The sequence below is a fragment of the Nocardia sp. FBN12 genome (genome assembly GCF_054031145.1).
In genome coordinates, this window is the sequence record NZ_CM132926.1 from 1,149,286 (window position 1) to 1,165,536 (window position 16,251).

Sequence of the window (16,251 nt, forward strand, 5' to 3'; positions counted from 1 at the left end):
CGGAGAAGTTATCAGTCAATAACAACTAAGGGCTCGGCATGACGCAAACACTCGAATCCGGCGACGCGCGAGCCGCCGTGACGCCACTGAATTCCGGGGTGAAGCCCAAGCCGCTCGGTGCGGTCATCGCCGCCGTCGGCATTCCGATGTTCATGGTGACGTTGGACAACCTGGTCGTGACGAACGCCCTTCCGGTGATCAAAGCCGAACTGGGAGCTTCGCTTTCGGATCTGCAGTGGTTCATCAACGCCTACACGCTGTCCTTCGCCGCGCTCTTGCTGTCGGCCTCGGCCCTGGGTGACCGGATCGGCCGTCGCCGGGTGTTCCTGGCGGGCATCGGCATCTTCGTCGTCGCCTCGGCGGCGTGCGCGCTGGCCACTGAACCGTGGCAGCTGATCGCTGCCCGTGCGGTGCAAGGCGTCGGCGGTGCGGCGGTGATGCCGTTGTCGCTCACGCTGCTCGCCGCCGCGGTGCCCGCCAAGATGCGCAGCGCCGCGATCGGCATCTGGGGTGGCATCGCCGGCCTGGGTGTCGCGGTCGGCCCGGTGGTCGGCGGCGCGGTGGTCGACGGACTGAATTGGCAGTGGATCTTCTGGCTCAATGTCCCCATCGGCCTGCTGGCACTGCCCTTCGCCGCGCGCATGCTCGTTGAATCACGGGGCACCGCGAGGAAACTCGACTACCTGGGCGTGCTGCTCTCGGCCGGTGGCGTGCTCGCGCTGGTGTGGGGTGTCATCCACGGTGCCGACGACGGCTGGACCGCACCGCAGGTTCTCACCGCGCTGATCGGTGGCGCCGCGCTGCTTGTCGCGTTCGTCGCCTGGGAAAGCTACGTCGCCGACCCGATGCTCCCGCTACGCATGTTCACCTCCCGCGGCCTGAGCCTCAGCTTCATCGTGTCCTTCGGCTTCTCGTCCGGTGTCTTCGGCTCGATCTTCCTGCTCGCTCAGTTCTTCCAGGTGGTCCAGGGCTATTCGCCGCTGGAATCCGGCATCCGCACGATGCCGTGGACGATGGTCCCGATGGTCGTCGCCCCGCTGGCCGGCCTGATCGTCGACCGCGTCGGCGCTCGTACTCTCATCGCGATCGGTCAACTGTGCCTGGCGGTCTCCCTGGCGTGGATGGCGATGATCACCACCGCAGACGTCCCCTACCTCGCCTTCGTCGCCCCCTTCGTGCTCGGCGGTATCGGCATGGGCCTCACCTTCGCCCCGTCCTCCACCATCGTCATGGCCAGCGCTTCCCCCGCTGACCAGGGCATGGCGTCGGGAATCAGCAGCACCGTCCGCGAAGTCGGCGTCGCCATGGGCATCGCCGTCCTGGCCTCGGTCTTCGCCTCCTACGGCTCCTACACCGACCCGCAGGCCTACGTGGACGGCCTGGTGCCCGCGGTCTGGGTGGGCGCCGCGCTGGTCGCCTGTGCCGCGGTAGTGGCCGCGTTCCTGCCCCGGCACAACCACCCCGCGGAATAGCTGCCTGCCGCAGGTTCCCGGAGCAGGTGGTTGTCGCCGAAGGGCACGACAACCACCTGCTCGTTGTCGTCGTAGATGATGTCTCCCGGCGCCTCGGAATCCAACCGCGCCCACGCGACCCCGTGCGCATCGAGAATCGCGAGATACCCCTCGACCCGCTCGATCATCGACACCGCACCCGCCTTGAACCACGAGGCCGCACCCGGATTCAGTGCCCGGTCGTACACCCGTGGATCCACATCGCTCGGATTCGTCAGATTCTCGCTGAACCAATCATTGCCGGTCCGGCGGAACCGCACCTCCCGAGCACTCAACTGCCCGGCCGCCCACAACCCGTTCACCAGGCCGAACACGCCCGGATACCGTCCGTGTCGATGGGGCTGGGCAGCCTGGAATCGAACAAACGAGAGTGCACCGGCCGACACGACCCGACGGTCACCGAGCCCCGTCATCCGACACCGTCCGGATGCTGCCCCTGCGCCTGCTGTTCGGGCCGGTTCGCGCACAACCCCGCTGCACGCGGAAACGGCCGCCGCCCCACCGGTCGAATCCCGAAGCCACACAACGCAAGCCCGCTCCCCGCCGCGGTAACCCGACCACGTCGCCCCTGCGGCGAGGTCGGATCGCAAGTCTGTTCAGCCATCGAGTCATCCTGTTCTCGAGTCGAACACGCCGGTGTATTTGCTCAGTTGGACGCACCCCGAACCCATTCGGTTCCCTCGAATTCAGAAAGTTTCCGATTCCCCTGAGAAACAGCCGATTTCGGGCACAACACCGATGCCGCGCACAGATCCGGTATCGCGCGGTACGGCGCCTCGACACCGCACCCGACTCGATCTTGCTGCCATGGAGCTCCGTGCAGGGGTTCCGGCTACACCGCCGACTCGGTCGAGAGCTGCTCGTCGTGGATCTGATCCCGGGAGTCGGCCCGAAACCGCCGGTGCTTGCCAGGTCACCGCGATGAGCCGGTTGATCACTGGCTCGACCAGGTCAGCCTCCCGAACCCCTGGGGTTGTCCCTCGACACTGCGTGCCTGCCGCGATACGACGAGTAGCCGCGCCGCGACCCCCGACCTGATCGGGCAGTCCGCGATCGCGGGATCCCGTACGAGGGTTATGCGGGTGACGGTCGTGACCGGCGCGCCGGCGTGGATGCCGCCGACACAGACCTCATAGGCGCCGGGTGTGAGGTCGGCGCATGTGCGCTGATCGGTCCACCACCCGACCCCTGTCGACCTGCGCTGATCGTGTCGCTAGTAATCCGGATGAATCGCGTCAGCACCATCCCATAGGATTTACGCAGCACCGATGCGGGATGGCAATGACGCGCCCGCGAACCGATCCCCAGGGGAGAGTCGAACAATCGTGGCCGACGACAATAGTGGAGTCGAGCAGAGCGCCTCGCTGACCGAGGAGGCACTCGCGGCAGCGGCGGCCGAGGCCGAGAAGGCGTTCGCGGCGGCGGGCGACCTGGATGCGCTGGCGGTTGCCAAGACCGACTACATCGGCGGTAAGTCGCCGATCGCGCTCGCGCAGCGTGGGCTGGGCAGTGTGCCCAAGGAAGAGAAGGCCGAGGCCGGTAAGCGGGTCAACGTCGCGCGCAAGCGGGTCTCCGACGCGTTCGAGGCACGCCGTGCCGCGCTCCTGGCGGAGCGTGACCAGGCGGTGCTCATCTCCGAGAAGATCGACGTCACGCTGCCCGCGCGCCGTCAGCCGGTCGGCGCCCGGCACCCGATCACCGTCATCTCCGAGCAGATCGCCGACTTCTTCATCGGCATGGGCTGGGAGGTCGCCGAGGGCCCCGAGGTGGAGACCGAGCACTACAACTTCGACGCGCTGAACTTCCTGCCCGATCACCCCGCGCGCACCATGCAGGACACCTTCCACATCGCCCCGGAGGGTTCGCGCCAGGTGCTGCGCACGCACACCTCCCCGGTCCAGGTGCGGACCATGCTCACCCGCGACGTGCCGATCTACATCGCGTGCCCCGGCCGCACCTTCCGCACCGACGAGCTCGACGCCACCCACACCCCGGTGTTCTCGCAAGTGGAGGGCCTGGCGGTCGACAAGGGTCTCACCATGGCGCACCTGCGCGGCACCCTTGACGCGTTCGCGCGCGCCATGTTCGGCCCCGAGACCCGAACTCGTATGCGCCCCAACTACTTCCCCTTCACCGAACCCTCGGCCGAGGTCGACGTGTGGTTCCCGAACAAGAAGGGCGGCGCGGGCTGGATCGAGTGGGGCGGCTGCGGCATGGTCAACCCGAAGGTCCTGATCGCCAGCGGCATCGATCCCGAGGTGTATTCCGGGTTCGCGTTCGGCATGGGCATGGAGCGCACCCTGCAGTTCCAGACCACCATCCCCGACATGCGCGACATCGTCGAGGGTGACGTGCGGTTCACCCTGCCCTTCGGTATCCGGTCTTAAGAGAGAGCGAAACGTCAAGTGCGAGTAGCGCAGTCCTGGCTGACCGAGATCCTGCAGCGCACCACCCCCGAGTGGTCGGTGTCGGCGGAAGAACTCGACGCGGGCTTCGTCCGGGTGGGTCTGGAAGTCGAAGAGGTCGACAAGCTCGAGCCGATCGGCGGCAGTATCGACAAGCCGCTGGTCGTCGGCCGCGTCGCCGAGATCACCGAGCTGACCGAGTTCAAGAAGCCGATCCGCTTCTGCAAGGTCGACGTCGGCAACCCCGAATTGCAGGAAATCGTCTGCGGCGCACGTAATTTCGCCGTGGACGACCTCGTGGTGGTCGTGCTGCCCGGTGGTGAGCTGCCCGGCGGGTTCAAGATCTCCTCGCGCAAGACCTACGGCCACACCTCCAACGGCATGATCTGCTCGGTCGCCGAACTCGGCATCGGCAAGGATCATGACGGCATCCTGGTGCTCGAGCCCGGTTCGGCGCAGCCCGGCGACGACGCGAATGTGCTGTTGGGCACCGATGACACGATCATCGAACTCAACATCACCCCCGATCGTGGCTACTGCTTCTCGGTGCGCGGTCTGGCTCGCGAGCTGGCCTGCGGCTTCGACCTCGAATACGCCGACCCCGCCGTGCGCACGCTGCCCGAGGCCGACGCGCAGGCCTGGCCGGTGCGGTTGGAAGACGATTCCGAGTGCACCCGCTTCGGCGTGCGCCGTGTCACCGGGATGAACCCGAACGCGGTGAGCCCGCTGTGGTTGCAGCGCAGGCTGATGCTGTCGGGGATGCGCCCGATCTCCCCGGCGGTCGACGTCACCAACTACGTGATGCTCGAACTCGGTCAGCCACTACACGCCTTCGATGCCGCGAAGTTGCACGGCGGCTTGGTGGTTCGCTCGGCGCACAAGGGTGAGACCCTGCGCACCCTCGACGACACCGAGCGCACCCTCGACGCCGAGGACGTGGTGATCGCCGATGATTCCGGCGTCATCTCCCTCGCCGGTGTCATGGGTGGCGCGAGCACCGAGGTCGGCGCCGAGACCACCGATGTGGTCCTGGAAGCCGCCGTCTGGAACCCGCTGCGGGTGTACCGGACCGCGCGCCGGCACAAGCTCTCCTCGGAAGCGGGCAAGCGCTACGAACGCGTCGTCGATCCCGAGATCAATATCGCCGCGCTCGACCGCGCCGCGACCCTGCTCGCCGACATCACCGGCGGCACCATCGAATCCGCGCTCACCGATATCCGGGTGCCATCGGAACCGGTCGCGCCGATCGCGATGGACATCGACCTGCCCGATCGCGTCGCCGGTGTCACCTACCCCGCCGGTACCTCGGTGCGCAGGCTCGCCCAGATCGGCGCTGGCGTCGAGATCGAGGTCAACGACGCGGGCAAGACCCAGCTGCTCGTCACCCCGCCGAGCTGGCGGCCCGACCTTTCGCAGCCCGCTGACCTGGTCGAAGAGGTCCTGCGGCTGGAAGGTCTCGAGCAGATCCCGTCCATCCTGCCGACCGCGCCCGGTGGCCGTGGCCTGACCGCGCTGCAGCAGCGTCGCCGTGCGGTGAGCCGGGCGCTGGCCTTCGCCGGTGCCGTCGAGGTGCCGCCGCCCGCGTTCCTGCCCGGCGGTGTGTTCGAGGTGTGGGGTCTGGATGCCGACGACCCGCGCCGCAACACCACCCGGGTGCTGAATCCCCTCGACAGCGACCGACCGGAACTGCCGACCACGTTGCTGCCGGGTCTGCTGGAAGTGGCCGCCCGCAACATCTCTCGCGGTGCGCGCGACCTCACCATCTATGGCATCGCCCAGGTGGTCCAGCCCGGTTCCGAGACCCACGCGGTCGAGGCACTGCCGGTGGACCGGCGTCCCACCGACGAGCAGATCGCCGAACTGAACGCGTCGCTGCCCGCGCAGCCGGTGCACGTGGCCGCGGTACTCAGCGGCAAGCACGATCCACGCGGGCCGTGGGGGCCGGGCCGTCCGGCCGAGGCCGCCGACGCCTTCGCGCTGGTCGACGACCTCGCCGACGCGGCGGGCGTCACCATCGAACGCCGGTCCGCCGCCTACCTCCCGTGGCACCCCGGTCGCTGCGCGGAACTGCTCGTCGACGGTGTGGTCGTCGGCCACGCGGGCGAACTGCACCCCGCCGTTCTGGAGCGCGCGGGCCTGCCCCCGCGCACCTGCGCGCTGGAAGTCGACCTCGACGCCCTGCCGCTGAACGTATCCCTGCCCGCGCCGACGATTTCGGCGTTCCCGGCCGTCCTGCAGGACGTGTCGATCAGCGTCGAGAAGGCCGTGCCCGCCGCCCAGGTGGAAACGGCACTGCGCACCGGCGGCGGCGACCTCCTCGAGAGCATCACCCTGTTCGACGTCTACGAAGGCGCCCAGGCAGGCGAGGGCCGCAAATCCCTCACCTACGCCCTGCGCTTCCGTGCCCCCGACCGCACCCTCACCGAAGACGAGGCCAGCGCCGCCCGCGACGCCGCCGTCGCCTCGGCCACCACCGCGGTCGGCGCCGAACTGCGCGGCTGATCCTCGCTCGACCCCCGAAGGCCGTCCGGTTTCCACCGGGCGGCCTTCGGTGTTCAGCGGGGAGTGGGGGCGCTGGGTGTGGCGGCGGGATAGGTTGGACGATGTGTCGATGATGAAAGGCGCCAACGTTGCGGTGCCCGCTGCCGTTGTCCGGGTCGAATTGGGTTGGCAGGCGGGGTCGGGGGTGCCTGATGCTGATGCTTCCGCCCTGTTGCTCGCGGGGGCGAAGGTGCGCTCCGACGACGACTTCGTGTTCTACAACCAGGCTGTGCATCCCTCGGGGGCGGTTCGGTACGAGGGCAAGCAGCAGGGGCAGACCGTTGTCGATGCGCTGTCGGTGAATCTCGGGCAGGTCGAGGCGCAGATCGAGACGATCGTGCTGGCCGCTTCAGCGGATGGAGGGACGTTCGGGCAGTTCCGGGGGCTCTACATTCGGGTGATCGATGTGGCGAACGGTGTCGAGGTCGCGCGGTTCGACAGCACGGGGGCGACCACCGAAACCGCGTTCGTGCTCGGTGAGCTGTACCGCCGCCAGGGCGCGTGGAAGTTCCGCGCCGTGGGCCAGGGGTACGACAGCGGATTGGCCGGGCTCGCTACCGATTTCGGCATCTCGGTCGACGACGCCCCCGCTGCTCCCATAGCCCCGCCGCCGCCTCCGCCGCCGGGGCAGCCGAGTCAGACACAGTCCCACATTCCGCCGGCTCAGCCGTTCATTCCTGCGCCCCAGCGCAACCCCCCATTTGCCCCGCCCGCATCACCTCCGGTCAACCTCGCCAAGGTGTCGCTCACCAAGGAGGCCCCGTCCGTCTCCCTGACGAAACACGGCGCCACCGGCGGCGTCATGCGGGTGAACCTCAACTGGACCTCGATGGCCGCCACCGGCCGTCTCTTCGGCAAGCTCCGCGGCAAGAACATCGACCTCGACCTGTGCTGCTTCTTCGAATTGGTCAACGGCGCAATCGGTTCCGTGCGAGCCTTGGACCGCCGCTTCGGCGCCCTGTACGAACCGCCGTTCATCCATCTCGACCAGGACGACCGCACGGGCGCGAGCATCACCGGCGAGAACTTGTCGGTCAACCTCGACTGCACGCAGTTCATCCGCCGGATCCTGGTGTTCGCCTCGATCTATGACGGTGCCAGCGATTTCCGCAATGTCCACGCCACCGTCACCCTGCAAACGGCGAACTCCGCGCCCATCGAGATGACCCTCGACGGCTGCTCCGACAACTCCCGCGACGCGGTGCTGTTCGCGTTGGAGAACGTCAACGGCGAGTTCGTGGTGCGCCGCGAGGGCGCCTTCGTCCGTCCGCCCGCCGGTCAGCCAGGTGGTGGCGTGGTGGAGATCGCCCGCCTCTACAACTGGGACTTCGGCTTCCAGTCGGGCCGCGGCAAGTGATCCGGCACCCCGCGACGCGCGTGCTGAACGCGCTGGTCTATCACCCCGACAAGCACCTCGCCCGAACCCCGGCGGCGCTGGGTCTGGACTACCGCGAGCTGACCATGCGCACCGCCGACGGCGTGGACGTGCACGGCTGGTTCGTGCGCGCCGAGCGCCCCCGCGGCCACATCCTGTACGCGCACGGTAACGCGGGCACCATCGGCGACCGTGTCGCGATCATCGCCCTGCTGGTCGAAGCCGGTTTCGACGTGCTCGCCTTCGACTACCGCGGCTTCGGCCACAGCGCGGGCACGCCGAGCGAACAGGGCACCTACCTCGACGCCAGAGCCGCCCGCCTGGCCCTGCTCGAGCAGCCCGAAGTCGACCCCGATCGGGTCTACTACCTGGGCAAATCCCTCGGCGGTGGGGTACTGCTGGAGCTGGCCGCGCAGCATCCGCCACAGGGCATGATCCTGATGTCGACGTTCAGCGGCATGCGCGCCGCCGCCCGCTCGGTCTACCCGTTCCTGCCCGCCCCGCTGATCCCGAACGCGTATCCGAGCCTGCGCCACATCAAGAACCTGCGCGTCCCCGTCCTGATGATGCACGGCGACCGCGACGAACTCCTCCCGCTGCGCCATGCCGAACGCCTGTACGCGGCAGCACACGATCCGAAACAGCTCATCGTGGTCCCCGGCGCGGGCCACAACGACGTGATCGACACCCTCGGCGCCGAGTGGGCGAAGATCATCGCTGACTGGGCCGACCGATAACGGCCACCTCGACCCTCGCCGATTCTGCGTAGCCTGGCGGTATGAGCGAAACGAGCGAACTCCTCGGCCGCCTGGCTGCGCTGCCCGACGACGAGCTGGTTGGGGTGCTGCGCGCCGCGGTCGCCGGACGCCCCGGGCTCGGCGCGGTCGCCGCCGCACTGGCCCAGGTCGACTTCGGTAATGCCGAAACCGGCACACCTGTGACTCTGGACACGAACGTCATCGACGCGGATGTGGTGCCCGTCGCATCGGGGCAGGTCGGAGGCTCGATCCCGGTACCGCCGGTACCGTCAGGGCTGCCGGGAACCGGCGCACCCACCGCCACCGGCGGCTATTCCACTTCCGGAGTGCCGACATTCGACTCGGTTCGGGATAAGGTCGAGCAGCGTTTCGGCACCGCGCAGGGAATGGACGAGCTCGACCGGCAGACTCCCGCGGGTCGCAGCGTCGACGAACAATGGGAGGCGCGGGAGAAAGCCGCGCGGGAGCGGCTGGACCAGATCCGGAAATCGGTGCAGGGCAACGATCCCGGCGACACCTAGCCCCGCGTCCTCCCTTCGGGCAACGACCGTGATGGGTGGACACAGAAGATGACGCAGGCGCGCCAGATCGCCGACCGACTGCTCGACGCGCAGGTGGAATTCCTGCTCGCCGAGGTGACCGGTGAACGGTTCGCCGAGGTGATCGCGCGCGACGTGGCCGCTGTACTCGCCGTCGGTGAGACGATCCGGTTCGGTGACGTGGTCTCCCTGGAACAGGGCGAACAGACGGTGGCCACGGTGTTCGATCGTATCGGCGGTGCGCCGGTGATCGCCGATACCGTCGGCATCTTCTCCGACGCCATCTACGACCACATCGCGGCCAACACCGAGTACACCCTCGGCGACGTCGTCGACCGGGAACCGGTGGAAGCGTTGCTGGAGAAGATCTTCGGCATGCACCAGGCCCAGGAGCGGATCCTGGATCGACTCACCGAGAGCCCGCTCGTCGCGACGGTCGCCTCGCGTTTCGTCGACAAGCTGATCGGCGACTTCATGCAGGCCAATCGTGAACGCGCCGAGAAGATTCCGGGCGTGTCCTCGCTGATGTCGCTGGGGCAGTCCGCGGCCAACCGGGCCAAGAAGGTCGCGGCCGACAGTACCTTCGTCGGTGATCTCGCGGGCAAGGGCGCGTTGTTCGCGCTCAAGCGCACCAACAACGCCATCCGCGACATGCTGCGCGACGCGCCGGTGCACTCGGCGGCGATGGAATTCTGGGACCTGCACGCCGACGAACCCGTCGCGGGCCTGCGCGAATACCTCACCCAGAAAGACCTCAACGAGCTGGTCCAGATCTGCTACGAGATCGCGGTGACGACCAGGGAGAAGGAGTACTTCGGCCTGCTCGTGCGCGAGTGCGTCGAGGTGTTCTACGCGAAGTACAGCGACCACACGCTCTCGGCGATGCTGCCCGAGCTCGGCCTCGACGCCGACGACGTCAGCACCGAGATCCTGCGCTACGGCCCCGCGGTCATCGAGTCGGCCAAGCGCAACGGTGTGCTGGCCGGGCTGATCCGGGAACGCCTCGAACCCTTCTTCTACTCGGATCAGGTGCTGGGAATTCTCGGCGGCGAGTAATTGCGCGAATTCGTTCGGTAATGCGAATTGATCGACACGAATTCCTTTCTCGATGTGCGCGACATGGACTCGACCGGTAGTGATGTCGAGCATTCGAATAGCGGCTGCTGATCGCCCGCATCAAATGTGTTGCAGGTCACGCTCTCTGAGCGGCGGTATGTATCCGGCAGTGAACCGGCTGGCCAACTCGCGGCCGGTTCGGGTGTGAGCATTCGGCTACACAAAGCCTGTTGCATTTCCGGCATGTTTAGATCAGCGCACGAATAGCTGCTTTACACCGTTCCGAATTGACCGCGTCGCGCGCGGCGTGCAAGTTTGCACCTGACTTTCCGTGGGTCACCGCGAATGACGTTGCGGTGGCATTGCAAAGGAGCAGGTGTGCGTGCACGTTCCCGGCCGAACCCGACCGGAACCCGAACCGACCACGGGGTGGCCGGCGCCGGGTTGATCCGGCCGCGCACCATTTCCGGGCAGCTCGCCAGGATCTTGGTGGTGTCGCTGGTTCTGGTGCTCGCGCTGCTGGGGCTGACCATGTCGACACAGGTCGGCGCCTACCACCGCAGCGGTGAGACCGTGGACGCCGTGGCGGTCGCACTGGCCGCGCAAGACCTCGTGCAGCAGGTGCAGCGCGAGCGCGGCCTGAGCAACGGACTGCTCGGCGGTGATCAACGTCTGCGTCAGCCCGTCACCGACCAGCGCGCGGACGCCGACGCCGCCCTGCGCGCGCTGGTGAACGCGGTCGCAGGTGGTCCGCCCGGTGCCGACGAGGTGCGGTCGGCGCTGGGTCATCTGGCGGGGATGCCCGCGATCCGCTCGCAGATCGACAATCGCAATGTCACCCGGCAGGCGGCGTTCCAGTTCTACACCGACGGCATCGACGCGCTGAACCGTCTCTCACTCGGTCTCGACCAGGCCCGCGACCCGGCCGTCCGGCACGGCCTGCAAGCGCTCTACGCCCTCGGCGACGCGAAGGAATTCGCCGCCCGCGAGCGCGGCTTCCTCAACGGTGTCTTCGCCGCCGGGGAGTTCGCGCCGGGGGAGTACGTGCAGTTCCTCGACATCCGCGCCGCCCGCAATGCCGCGCTCACCGCGTTCGGCCACGACGCGACCCCCGCCCAGCAGGCTCGACTCGACGCGGTGCTGGCGAGCGAGAATGCCACGCGGGCGACCGCATCGGAGAACGTCGCGATCGCCTCGACGCTGGGACCGCTGGTCGCGCCGGTCGACCCGGCCGTGTGGTGGGCGCAGATGACCGCCGTCATCGACGAGCAGCGCGTCGTGCAGCAGGTGATCGGCGACGATGTCGGCGCGCGCGCCGAGAAACTCCGCCGCGACGCCGCGCTGCTACTTGCCGGATTCGCGCTGGCCGCGCTGCTCGCGATCGCCGCCGAATTCGCGCTGGTCATCGCCAGCATCAGGGCCATCGTCCGCCCGCTGGCGCGCCTGGCCACCGAGGCCGACGACGTCGCCTCCACCCGCCTGCCCGAGGTGATCGCGGCCTGGCACAGTGGCGCCGACGCCCAACCCGATCCGCCCGCCCCGGTTCGTACCCCGTCCGGCGCCAGTGTCGAGATCGCCGCTGTCGCAGGTGCTTTGGATCGCGTGCAGACCACCGCGTTCGACCTCGCCTCCGAACAGGCGCTGGTGCGGCGCAACACCACCGAATCGATGGCGAACCTGGCGCGGCGCAATCAGAACCTGGTGCGCCGTCAGCTGGGATTGATCAGCGAGTTCGAGCGGGAGGAACTCGACCCGAAGGCGCTGTCGAATCTGTTCGAACTCGACCATCTCGCCACCCGCATGCGGCGAAACGCCGAAAGTCTGCTGGTGCTCGTCGGCGAGGCGAGCCCGCGCCGGTGGGCCGAGCCGATCGCGCTCACCGACGTGATCCGGGCCGGGCTGTCCGAGGTCGACGACTATCGGCGGGTGGTGCTACGCCGGATCGACGACATCGCGGTGACCGGCGCCGTCGTCAGCGAAATCGCGCACATCCTGGCCGAACTCATCGAGAACGGGCTGGCTTTCTCCCCGCCCGATCTCGAGGTCGAGGTGTACGGCCGCAAGGTCGCGGGTGGCTACCTGCTCGCTGTCGTCGACCACGGCGTCGGTATGCCCGCCGAGCAACTCGCCGAAGCCAACGCCCGGCTGCGCGGCGAACAGGACTTCATCGTGGCCTCCACCCGCTACCTGGGCCACTATGTGGTCGGTCGGTTGGCGGGCCGTCTGGGCATCGACGTGGAACTGAACACGTCACCGGTCAGTGGCATCGTGGCCCGCCTGCTCCTTCCGCCGGCGCTCCTCGCTGACGAAAAGTCCAGGCAGGCAACGGATTCGAGAAACGTTGGGGTCCGCGGCTCCGGGGACGACGTGAGTCCGGCCTCGGCTTCCCTCGCGCACGACGGCGCCGCCGTCGTGGACTACTCGCTCGTGCCTGCGCGCAACGGCGCCACGGTCGGGCCGGAGATGCCGCGACATGACGGGGTCGAGCCAGGTTCGGAGTGGGCAGGCAGTCGGCCGGTCGGCTCGTCCATCCGCGGCGGCGGCACACCGCGGCCGGCCGATGCCGATGGTCGATCCCGGCACACCCGAAGTGCGGAATCCGGCTCGAGCAGGGGCACTGACGGCGATTCCCACCCTGACGGCAGTGGTCAGGTGTCGGTGAACGGCTCGGCCTACGCGCAGTTCCTCAGCAGCACAACCGATTCCGTGTACCCGCCGCGCAACGGTGCGGTCCGCGACGGTACATCGGCCGAGGAACACCACGGCGCGGCAAACCCGGAACGCTCCGGTGGAGCGGCGCGAGGCCACAACGGCTCGCGGGTACCGCGATCACGTGAACTACCCGCCGTGGAATCCCTCGGCACCCCCGCCGTCGAACGCACCCGCAACGGCCTCGTCAAACGCAGCAAGCGCACCAAGATCACCGGTGCGCCGGAGCGGCCACGTCGCGATCCGGCCCTGCGGCAGGACCGGCCCGCGATCGTCGAACGGACCCCCGACCAGACCCGAAGCATGCTCGCCTCGTTCCGCACCGGCCACCAGCGCGGCGAGACCGAATCCACTTCCACACCTATTGATCCCACCCGCTGACCGATCGGACAAGACACCAGGAGACCCGGTGACCACCCACCTTCCGACCGCCGATCCGCACACCTTCAACTGGCTGCTCGGCAATTTCGTCCGCAATACCGACGGCGTGCGCGACACCGTCGCCGTCTCCTCCGATGGGCTCCTGATCGCGATGTCGGACGGGCTCGACCGCGCCGGCGCCGACCGGCTCGCCGCGATGGTGTCGGGGCTGTCCAGTCTCGCCCGGAGTGCTTCGCGCAGTTACGATTTCGACGGTCTCGAGCTGATCATGATCGAGATGAAGCGCGGGTTCCTGCTTGTCTCGGCGCTGGGCGACGGCAGCTGCCTCGGTGTGATCGCCGACGGTGGCTGCGATGTCGGTCTGGTCGGCTACGAGATGGCCATCCTCGCCGAACGTGCCGGGTCGCTGCTCGACCCGTTGCTGATCAGCGAACTGCGAGAGTCGTTGCGCAGATGAGAGATCCCGATCTCCCACGGTTGCCCGACCCGCGCATGATCCCGATGAACCAGCCGACGGGATGGCGTGGTCCCGTCCCGCCGATTCCGGTGACCCTTTCCGGCCACGACGATGCCGCCGACCGTTTCGTTCGTCCGTTCGTGGTCACCGCGGGCCGCACCGTTCCGGTTCTGGACGGCCTGCGCATGGAAACCCTCGTCCAGGCACCGCCTTCCGCGCTGTCGGCACCGCTGCGGTTCGAGGAGCGCACCGTTGTCCAGCTGTGCCTGACACCGCACTCCATCGCCGAAATCGGTGCCGCCCTGCGGGTTCCGATCGGTATCGCCAAGGTGATCGTCAGCGATCTGGCAGCGGCGGGGCATGTCACCGTCCGTGACGCGCCGGAACTGTCGACCGCCGCCATCGAGAGGATCCGCGACCTTGTCCGCGCACTGTGAGGCACCAGCTATGCCGTCCTCGGTGAAGATCGTGGTCAGCGGCGGCTTCGGCGTCGGTAAGACCACCTTCATCGGCGCCATCTCCGAAATCGAACCGCTGGTCACCGAGGCCTCGATGACCGAAGTCTCCATCGGCATCGACGACCCCGGCCGCCGCGCCGAAAAGACCGCCACCACAGTGGCTTTGGACTTCGGCCGGATCACCCTCGACCAATCCCTGATCCTCTACCTCTTCGGCACCCCCGGCCAGGACCGCTTCGTGTTCCTCTGGGACGACCTGGTCGACGGCGCCCTCGGCGCGGTCATCGTCGTCGACACCGGCCGCGTCGAGGACTGCTACCCCGTCCTGGACTACTTCGAAGAACACCACACCCCCTTCGTCGTAGTGGTCAACCGCTTCGCCGACGCTACCCACTTCGACCTCGGTGAAGTTCGTGAAGCCCTCGGCCTCGACGACTGGATCCCGGTCCTGGACTGCGACGCCCGCAACCGCGACTCCGTCCGCGACGTCCTGGTCGCCCTCCTCGAACAGGTCCTGCTGCACCGCGTCCAACCCCGTCACCGGGAGGTGAGCTGACCGTCCCCGGTGCCCGCGCGCAGCGTTCGCGCGGGCCGCGGTCTCGTTCTACCGCTGGGCAATCGTCAGCGGCTGCCGAGCGGCATTCCGAAGAGGGACGCGAACTTCGCGGAGAGTGCGTCGCCGAGGAAGCCGAGGGCGCCCGGGGTGGCGGCCATGGTGCCCGCGTCGGAGATGGTGCAGCCGGCGGGGGCCGGGACGCCGTCGAGGCGGTCGCGCAGCCAGAGCAGGGCGGCCGGGCCGCCGACCACTTCCGCGACGATGTGCTCGCTGGCGTGGTCGCGGGTGTAGGTGAGTGAGGTGTTCGGATCGCGGCAGTAGGTGTCGACCAGGGTGTCGGTGGCGGCGAGGGGCAGGATCTCGTCCCACGCGGAATGCCAGACGAACAACGGCATGCCGGGTACCGACTTGCCCATGCGGGTGTCGGCGATCATGGTGGCGACCGGCGGATCATCCAGGGGATTGCCGTCGGAGCCGATCATGCCGGTCAGGTTGAGGAAGGGCAGCAGCGCCGACTGATACTGCACGCACAGCGGCGATTTGATCGCGAACAGCGCCTTGCCGAGCGGGTCGAGCCGCTGATCGAGGTAGGCGGCGAAATCGGGGTACTCGCGGGTGAGTCCGAGGACGGCGGCGAACACGAGACCGGAGGTGAGCTGATTGTTCGACATCTGCAGTGCCGCACCGAGATCCGCACCGACGCCACCTTCGGCGGCACCCACGATGTTCAGTTCGGGTGCGTAGGAGGCGTGCAGTTCGGCGGCGTGGCCGGTCGCGATGGAACCGCCGGAGTAGCCGTAGAGCCCGACCGGCCCGTTCGCGCCCACCTCGAGCGGTGCGAACCCGGTGGCCGCGCGAATGCCGTCCAGGGTGATCCGGCCCGCCAACGGCCCGGCCGCGTAGGCCGAATACGGACCCTGATGATCCGGGACCACCACGGCCCAACCCTGCGACAACGCGGCCTGTGCGAACAGGAATTCGGCGGGCACCACGATCTGGCCCGCCAACGGGGCGACCGAAAGGTGCTGTAGCGCATAAGAAGGCGCGCAGTACCCGGCGGTCGAGTCCTCGGCCAGCTGCACCGACAGCAGTTTGCGCGGCGACGGCGCCTGCCCGCGCGGCTTGATCACGGTGGCGACCGCGGGGATCGCCTCGTCGCGGCTGTTGTTGGAGCGATACGACACCTGCCACGCGTCCACATCGATCGGCAGCAGCCCGAAATCGGCGACCCGAACCTGCCGGACCGCGATGATCGCACCCGGCTCCGTCGCCGCCACCACGTCGGCGGGTGGCAGGTAGAAGCCCGGATCCAGTTCCGGTGGCAACGGAATCACCGGTGCGGGTGCGGGCGCCGCCGGCTCGGCCGGAGCGGGCCCGGCTGTCACAACCGTCGCGGCCGCGAGCAAACCGGTGGCAAGGGCGAGCCATCGTCGAACGAAGGGAGATCTCATCGCGCACAGTCCTCACATGAATTGAGACTCCTTCGTCTCAATAGCGGCAACTAT

Annotated in this window: 13 protein-coding genes; 11 read left to right on the plus strand and 2 right to left on the minus strand. The window is 68.2% G+C overall.

Going from position 1 to position 16,251, the window contains the following annotated elements; all coding sequences use genetic code 11:
• Window positions 1-38 precede the first annotated feature (38 nt).
• Complete coding sequence (locus ACWZHB_RS05765; RefSeq protein WP_427906879.1) at window positions 39-1,472, plus strand: DHA2 family efflux MFS transporter permease subunit; 1,434 nt, start codon at window positions 39-41, stop codon at window positions 1,470-1,472.
• Here ACWZHB_RS05765 and ACWZHB_RS05770 read toward each other — a convergent pair.
• Window positions 1,367-1,897 carry a hypothetical protein gene (locus tag ACWZHB_RS05770; protein WP_427906880.1) on the minus strand — a complete coding sequence of 177 codons (531 nt, stop codon included), beginning with the start codon at window positions 1,895-1,897 and terminating at the stop codon, window positions 1,367-1,369. The genes ACWZHB_RS05765 and ACWZHB_RS05770 overlap by 106 nt on opposite strands.
• A 939-nt stretch (window positions 1,898-2,836) precedes the next feature.
• Here ACWZHB_RS05770 and pheS point away from each other — a divergent pair.
• From pheS to ACWZHB_RS05820, 10 genes are all read left to right on the plus strand, one after another.
• The gene (pheS, locus tag ACWZHB_RS05775) at window positions 2,837-3,898 is read left to right on the plus strand and encodes a phenylalanine--tRNA ligase subunit alpha (RefSeq protein WP_427906881.1); all 1,062 of its coding nucleotides are present in this window, start codon (window positions 2,837-2,839) and stop codon (window positions 3,896-3,898) included.
• 18 nt (window positions 3,899-3,916) lie between these two features.
• Entirely contained in the window at window positions 3,917-6,418 is a 2,502-nt protein-coding gene (gene pheT / locus ACWZHB_RS05780) for a phenylalanine--tRNA ligase subunit beta (RefSeq protein WP_427906882.1), read from the plus strand.
• A gap of 109 nt (window positions 6,419-6,527) precedes the next feature.
• Window positions 6,528-7,814 carry a TerD family protein gene (locus ACWZHB_RS05785; protein ID WP_427906883.1) on the plus strand — a complete coding sequence of 429 codons (1,287 nt, stop codon included), beginning with the start codon at window positions 6,528-6,530 and terminating at the stop codon, window positions 7,812-7,814.
• On the plus strand, window positions 7,811-8,569 hold the full coding sequence (locus ACWZHB_RS05790) for an alpha/beta hydrolase (RefSeq protein WP_427906884.1): 759 nt from the start codon (window positions 7,811-7,813) through the stop codon (window positions 8,567-8,569). Before ACWZHB_RS05785 ends, ACWZHB_RS05790 begins: the two co-directional genes overlap by 4 nt.
• A 41-nt stretch (window positions 8,570-8,610) precedes the next feature.
• Window positions 8,611-9,111, plus strand: a complete 501-nt coding sequence (locus ACWZHB_RS05795; RefSeq protein ID WP_427906885.1) for a PspA/IM30 family protein — start codon at window positions 8,611-8,613, stop codon at window positions 9,109-9,111.
• 48 nt (window positions 9,112-9,159) lie between these two features.
• Entirely contained in the window at window positions 9,160-10,185 is a 1,026-nt protein-coding gene (locus tag ACWZHB_RS05800) for a hypothetical protein (protein WP_427906886.1), read from the plus strand.
• Between the two features lie 378 nt (window positions 10,186-10,563).
• Window positions 10,564-13,275 carry a sensor histidine kinase gene (locus ACWZHB_RS05805; RefSeq protein ID WP_427906887.1) on the plus strand — a complete coding sequence of 904 codons (2,712 nt, stop codon included), beginning with the start codon at window positions 10,564-10,566 and terminating at the stop codon, window positions 13,273-13,275.
• 28 nt (window positions 13,276-13,303) lie between these two features.
• Window positions 13,304-13,732 carry a roadblock/LC7 domain-containing protein gene (locus tag ACWZHB_RS05810; RefSeq protein WP_427906888.1) on the plus strand — a complete coding sequence of 143 codons (429 nt, stop codon included), beginning with the start codon at window positions 13,304-13,306 and terminating at the stop codon, window positions 13,730-13,732.
• Entirely contained in the window at window positions 13,729-14,169 is a 441-nt protein-coding gene (locus tag ACWZHB_RS05815; RefSeq protein WP_427906889.1) for a DUF742 domain-containing protein, read from the plus strand. The genes ACWZHB_RS05810 and ACWZHB_RS05815 overlap by 4 nt, the downstream gene beginning before the upstream one ends.
• A gap of 10 nt (window positions 14,170-14,179) precedes the next feature.
• On the plus strand, window positions 14,180-14,746 hold the full coding sequence (locus ACWZHB_RS05820) for a GTP-binding protein (protein WP_427906890.1): 567 nt from the start codon (window positions 14,180-14,182) through the stop codon (window positions 14,744-14,746).
• Window positions 14,747-14,811: 65 nt separating this feature from the next.
• Here the strand turns inward: ACWZHB_RS05820 and ACWZHB_RS05825 are convergent, their stop codons facing one another.
• Window positions 14,812-16,197, minus strand: a complete 1,386-nt coding sequence (locus ACWZHB_RS05825) for a lipase family protein (protein ID WP_427906891.1) — start codon at window positions 16,195-16,197, stop codon at window positions 14,812-14,814.
• Window positions 16,198-16,251 lie beyond the last annotated feature (54 nt).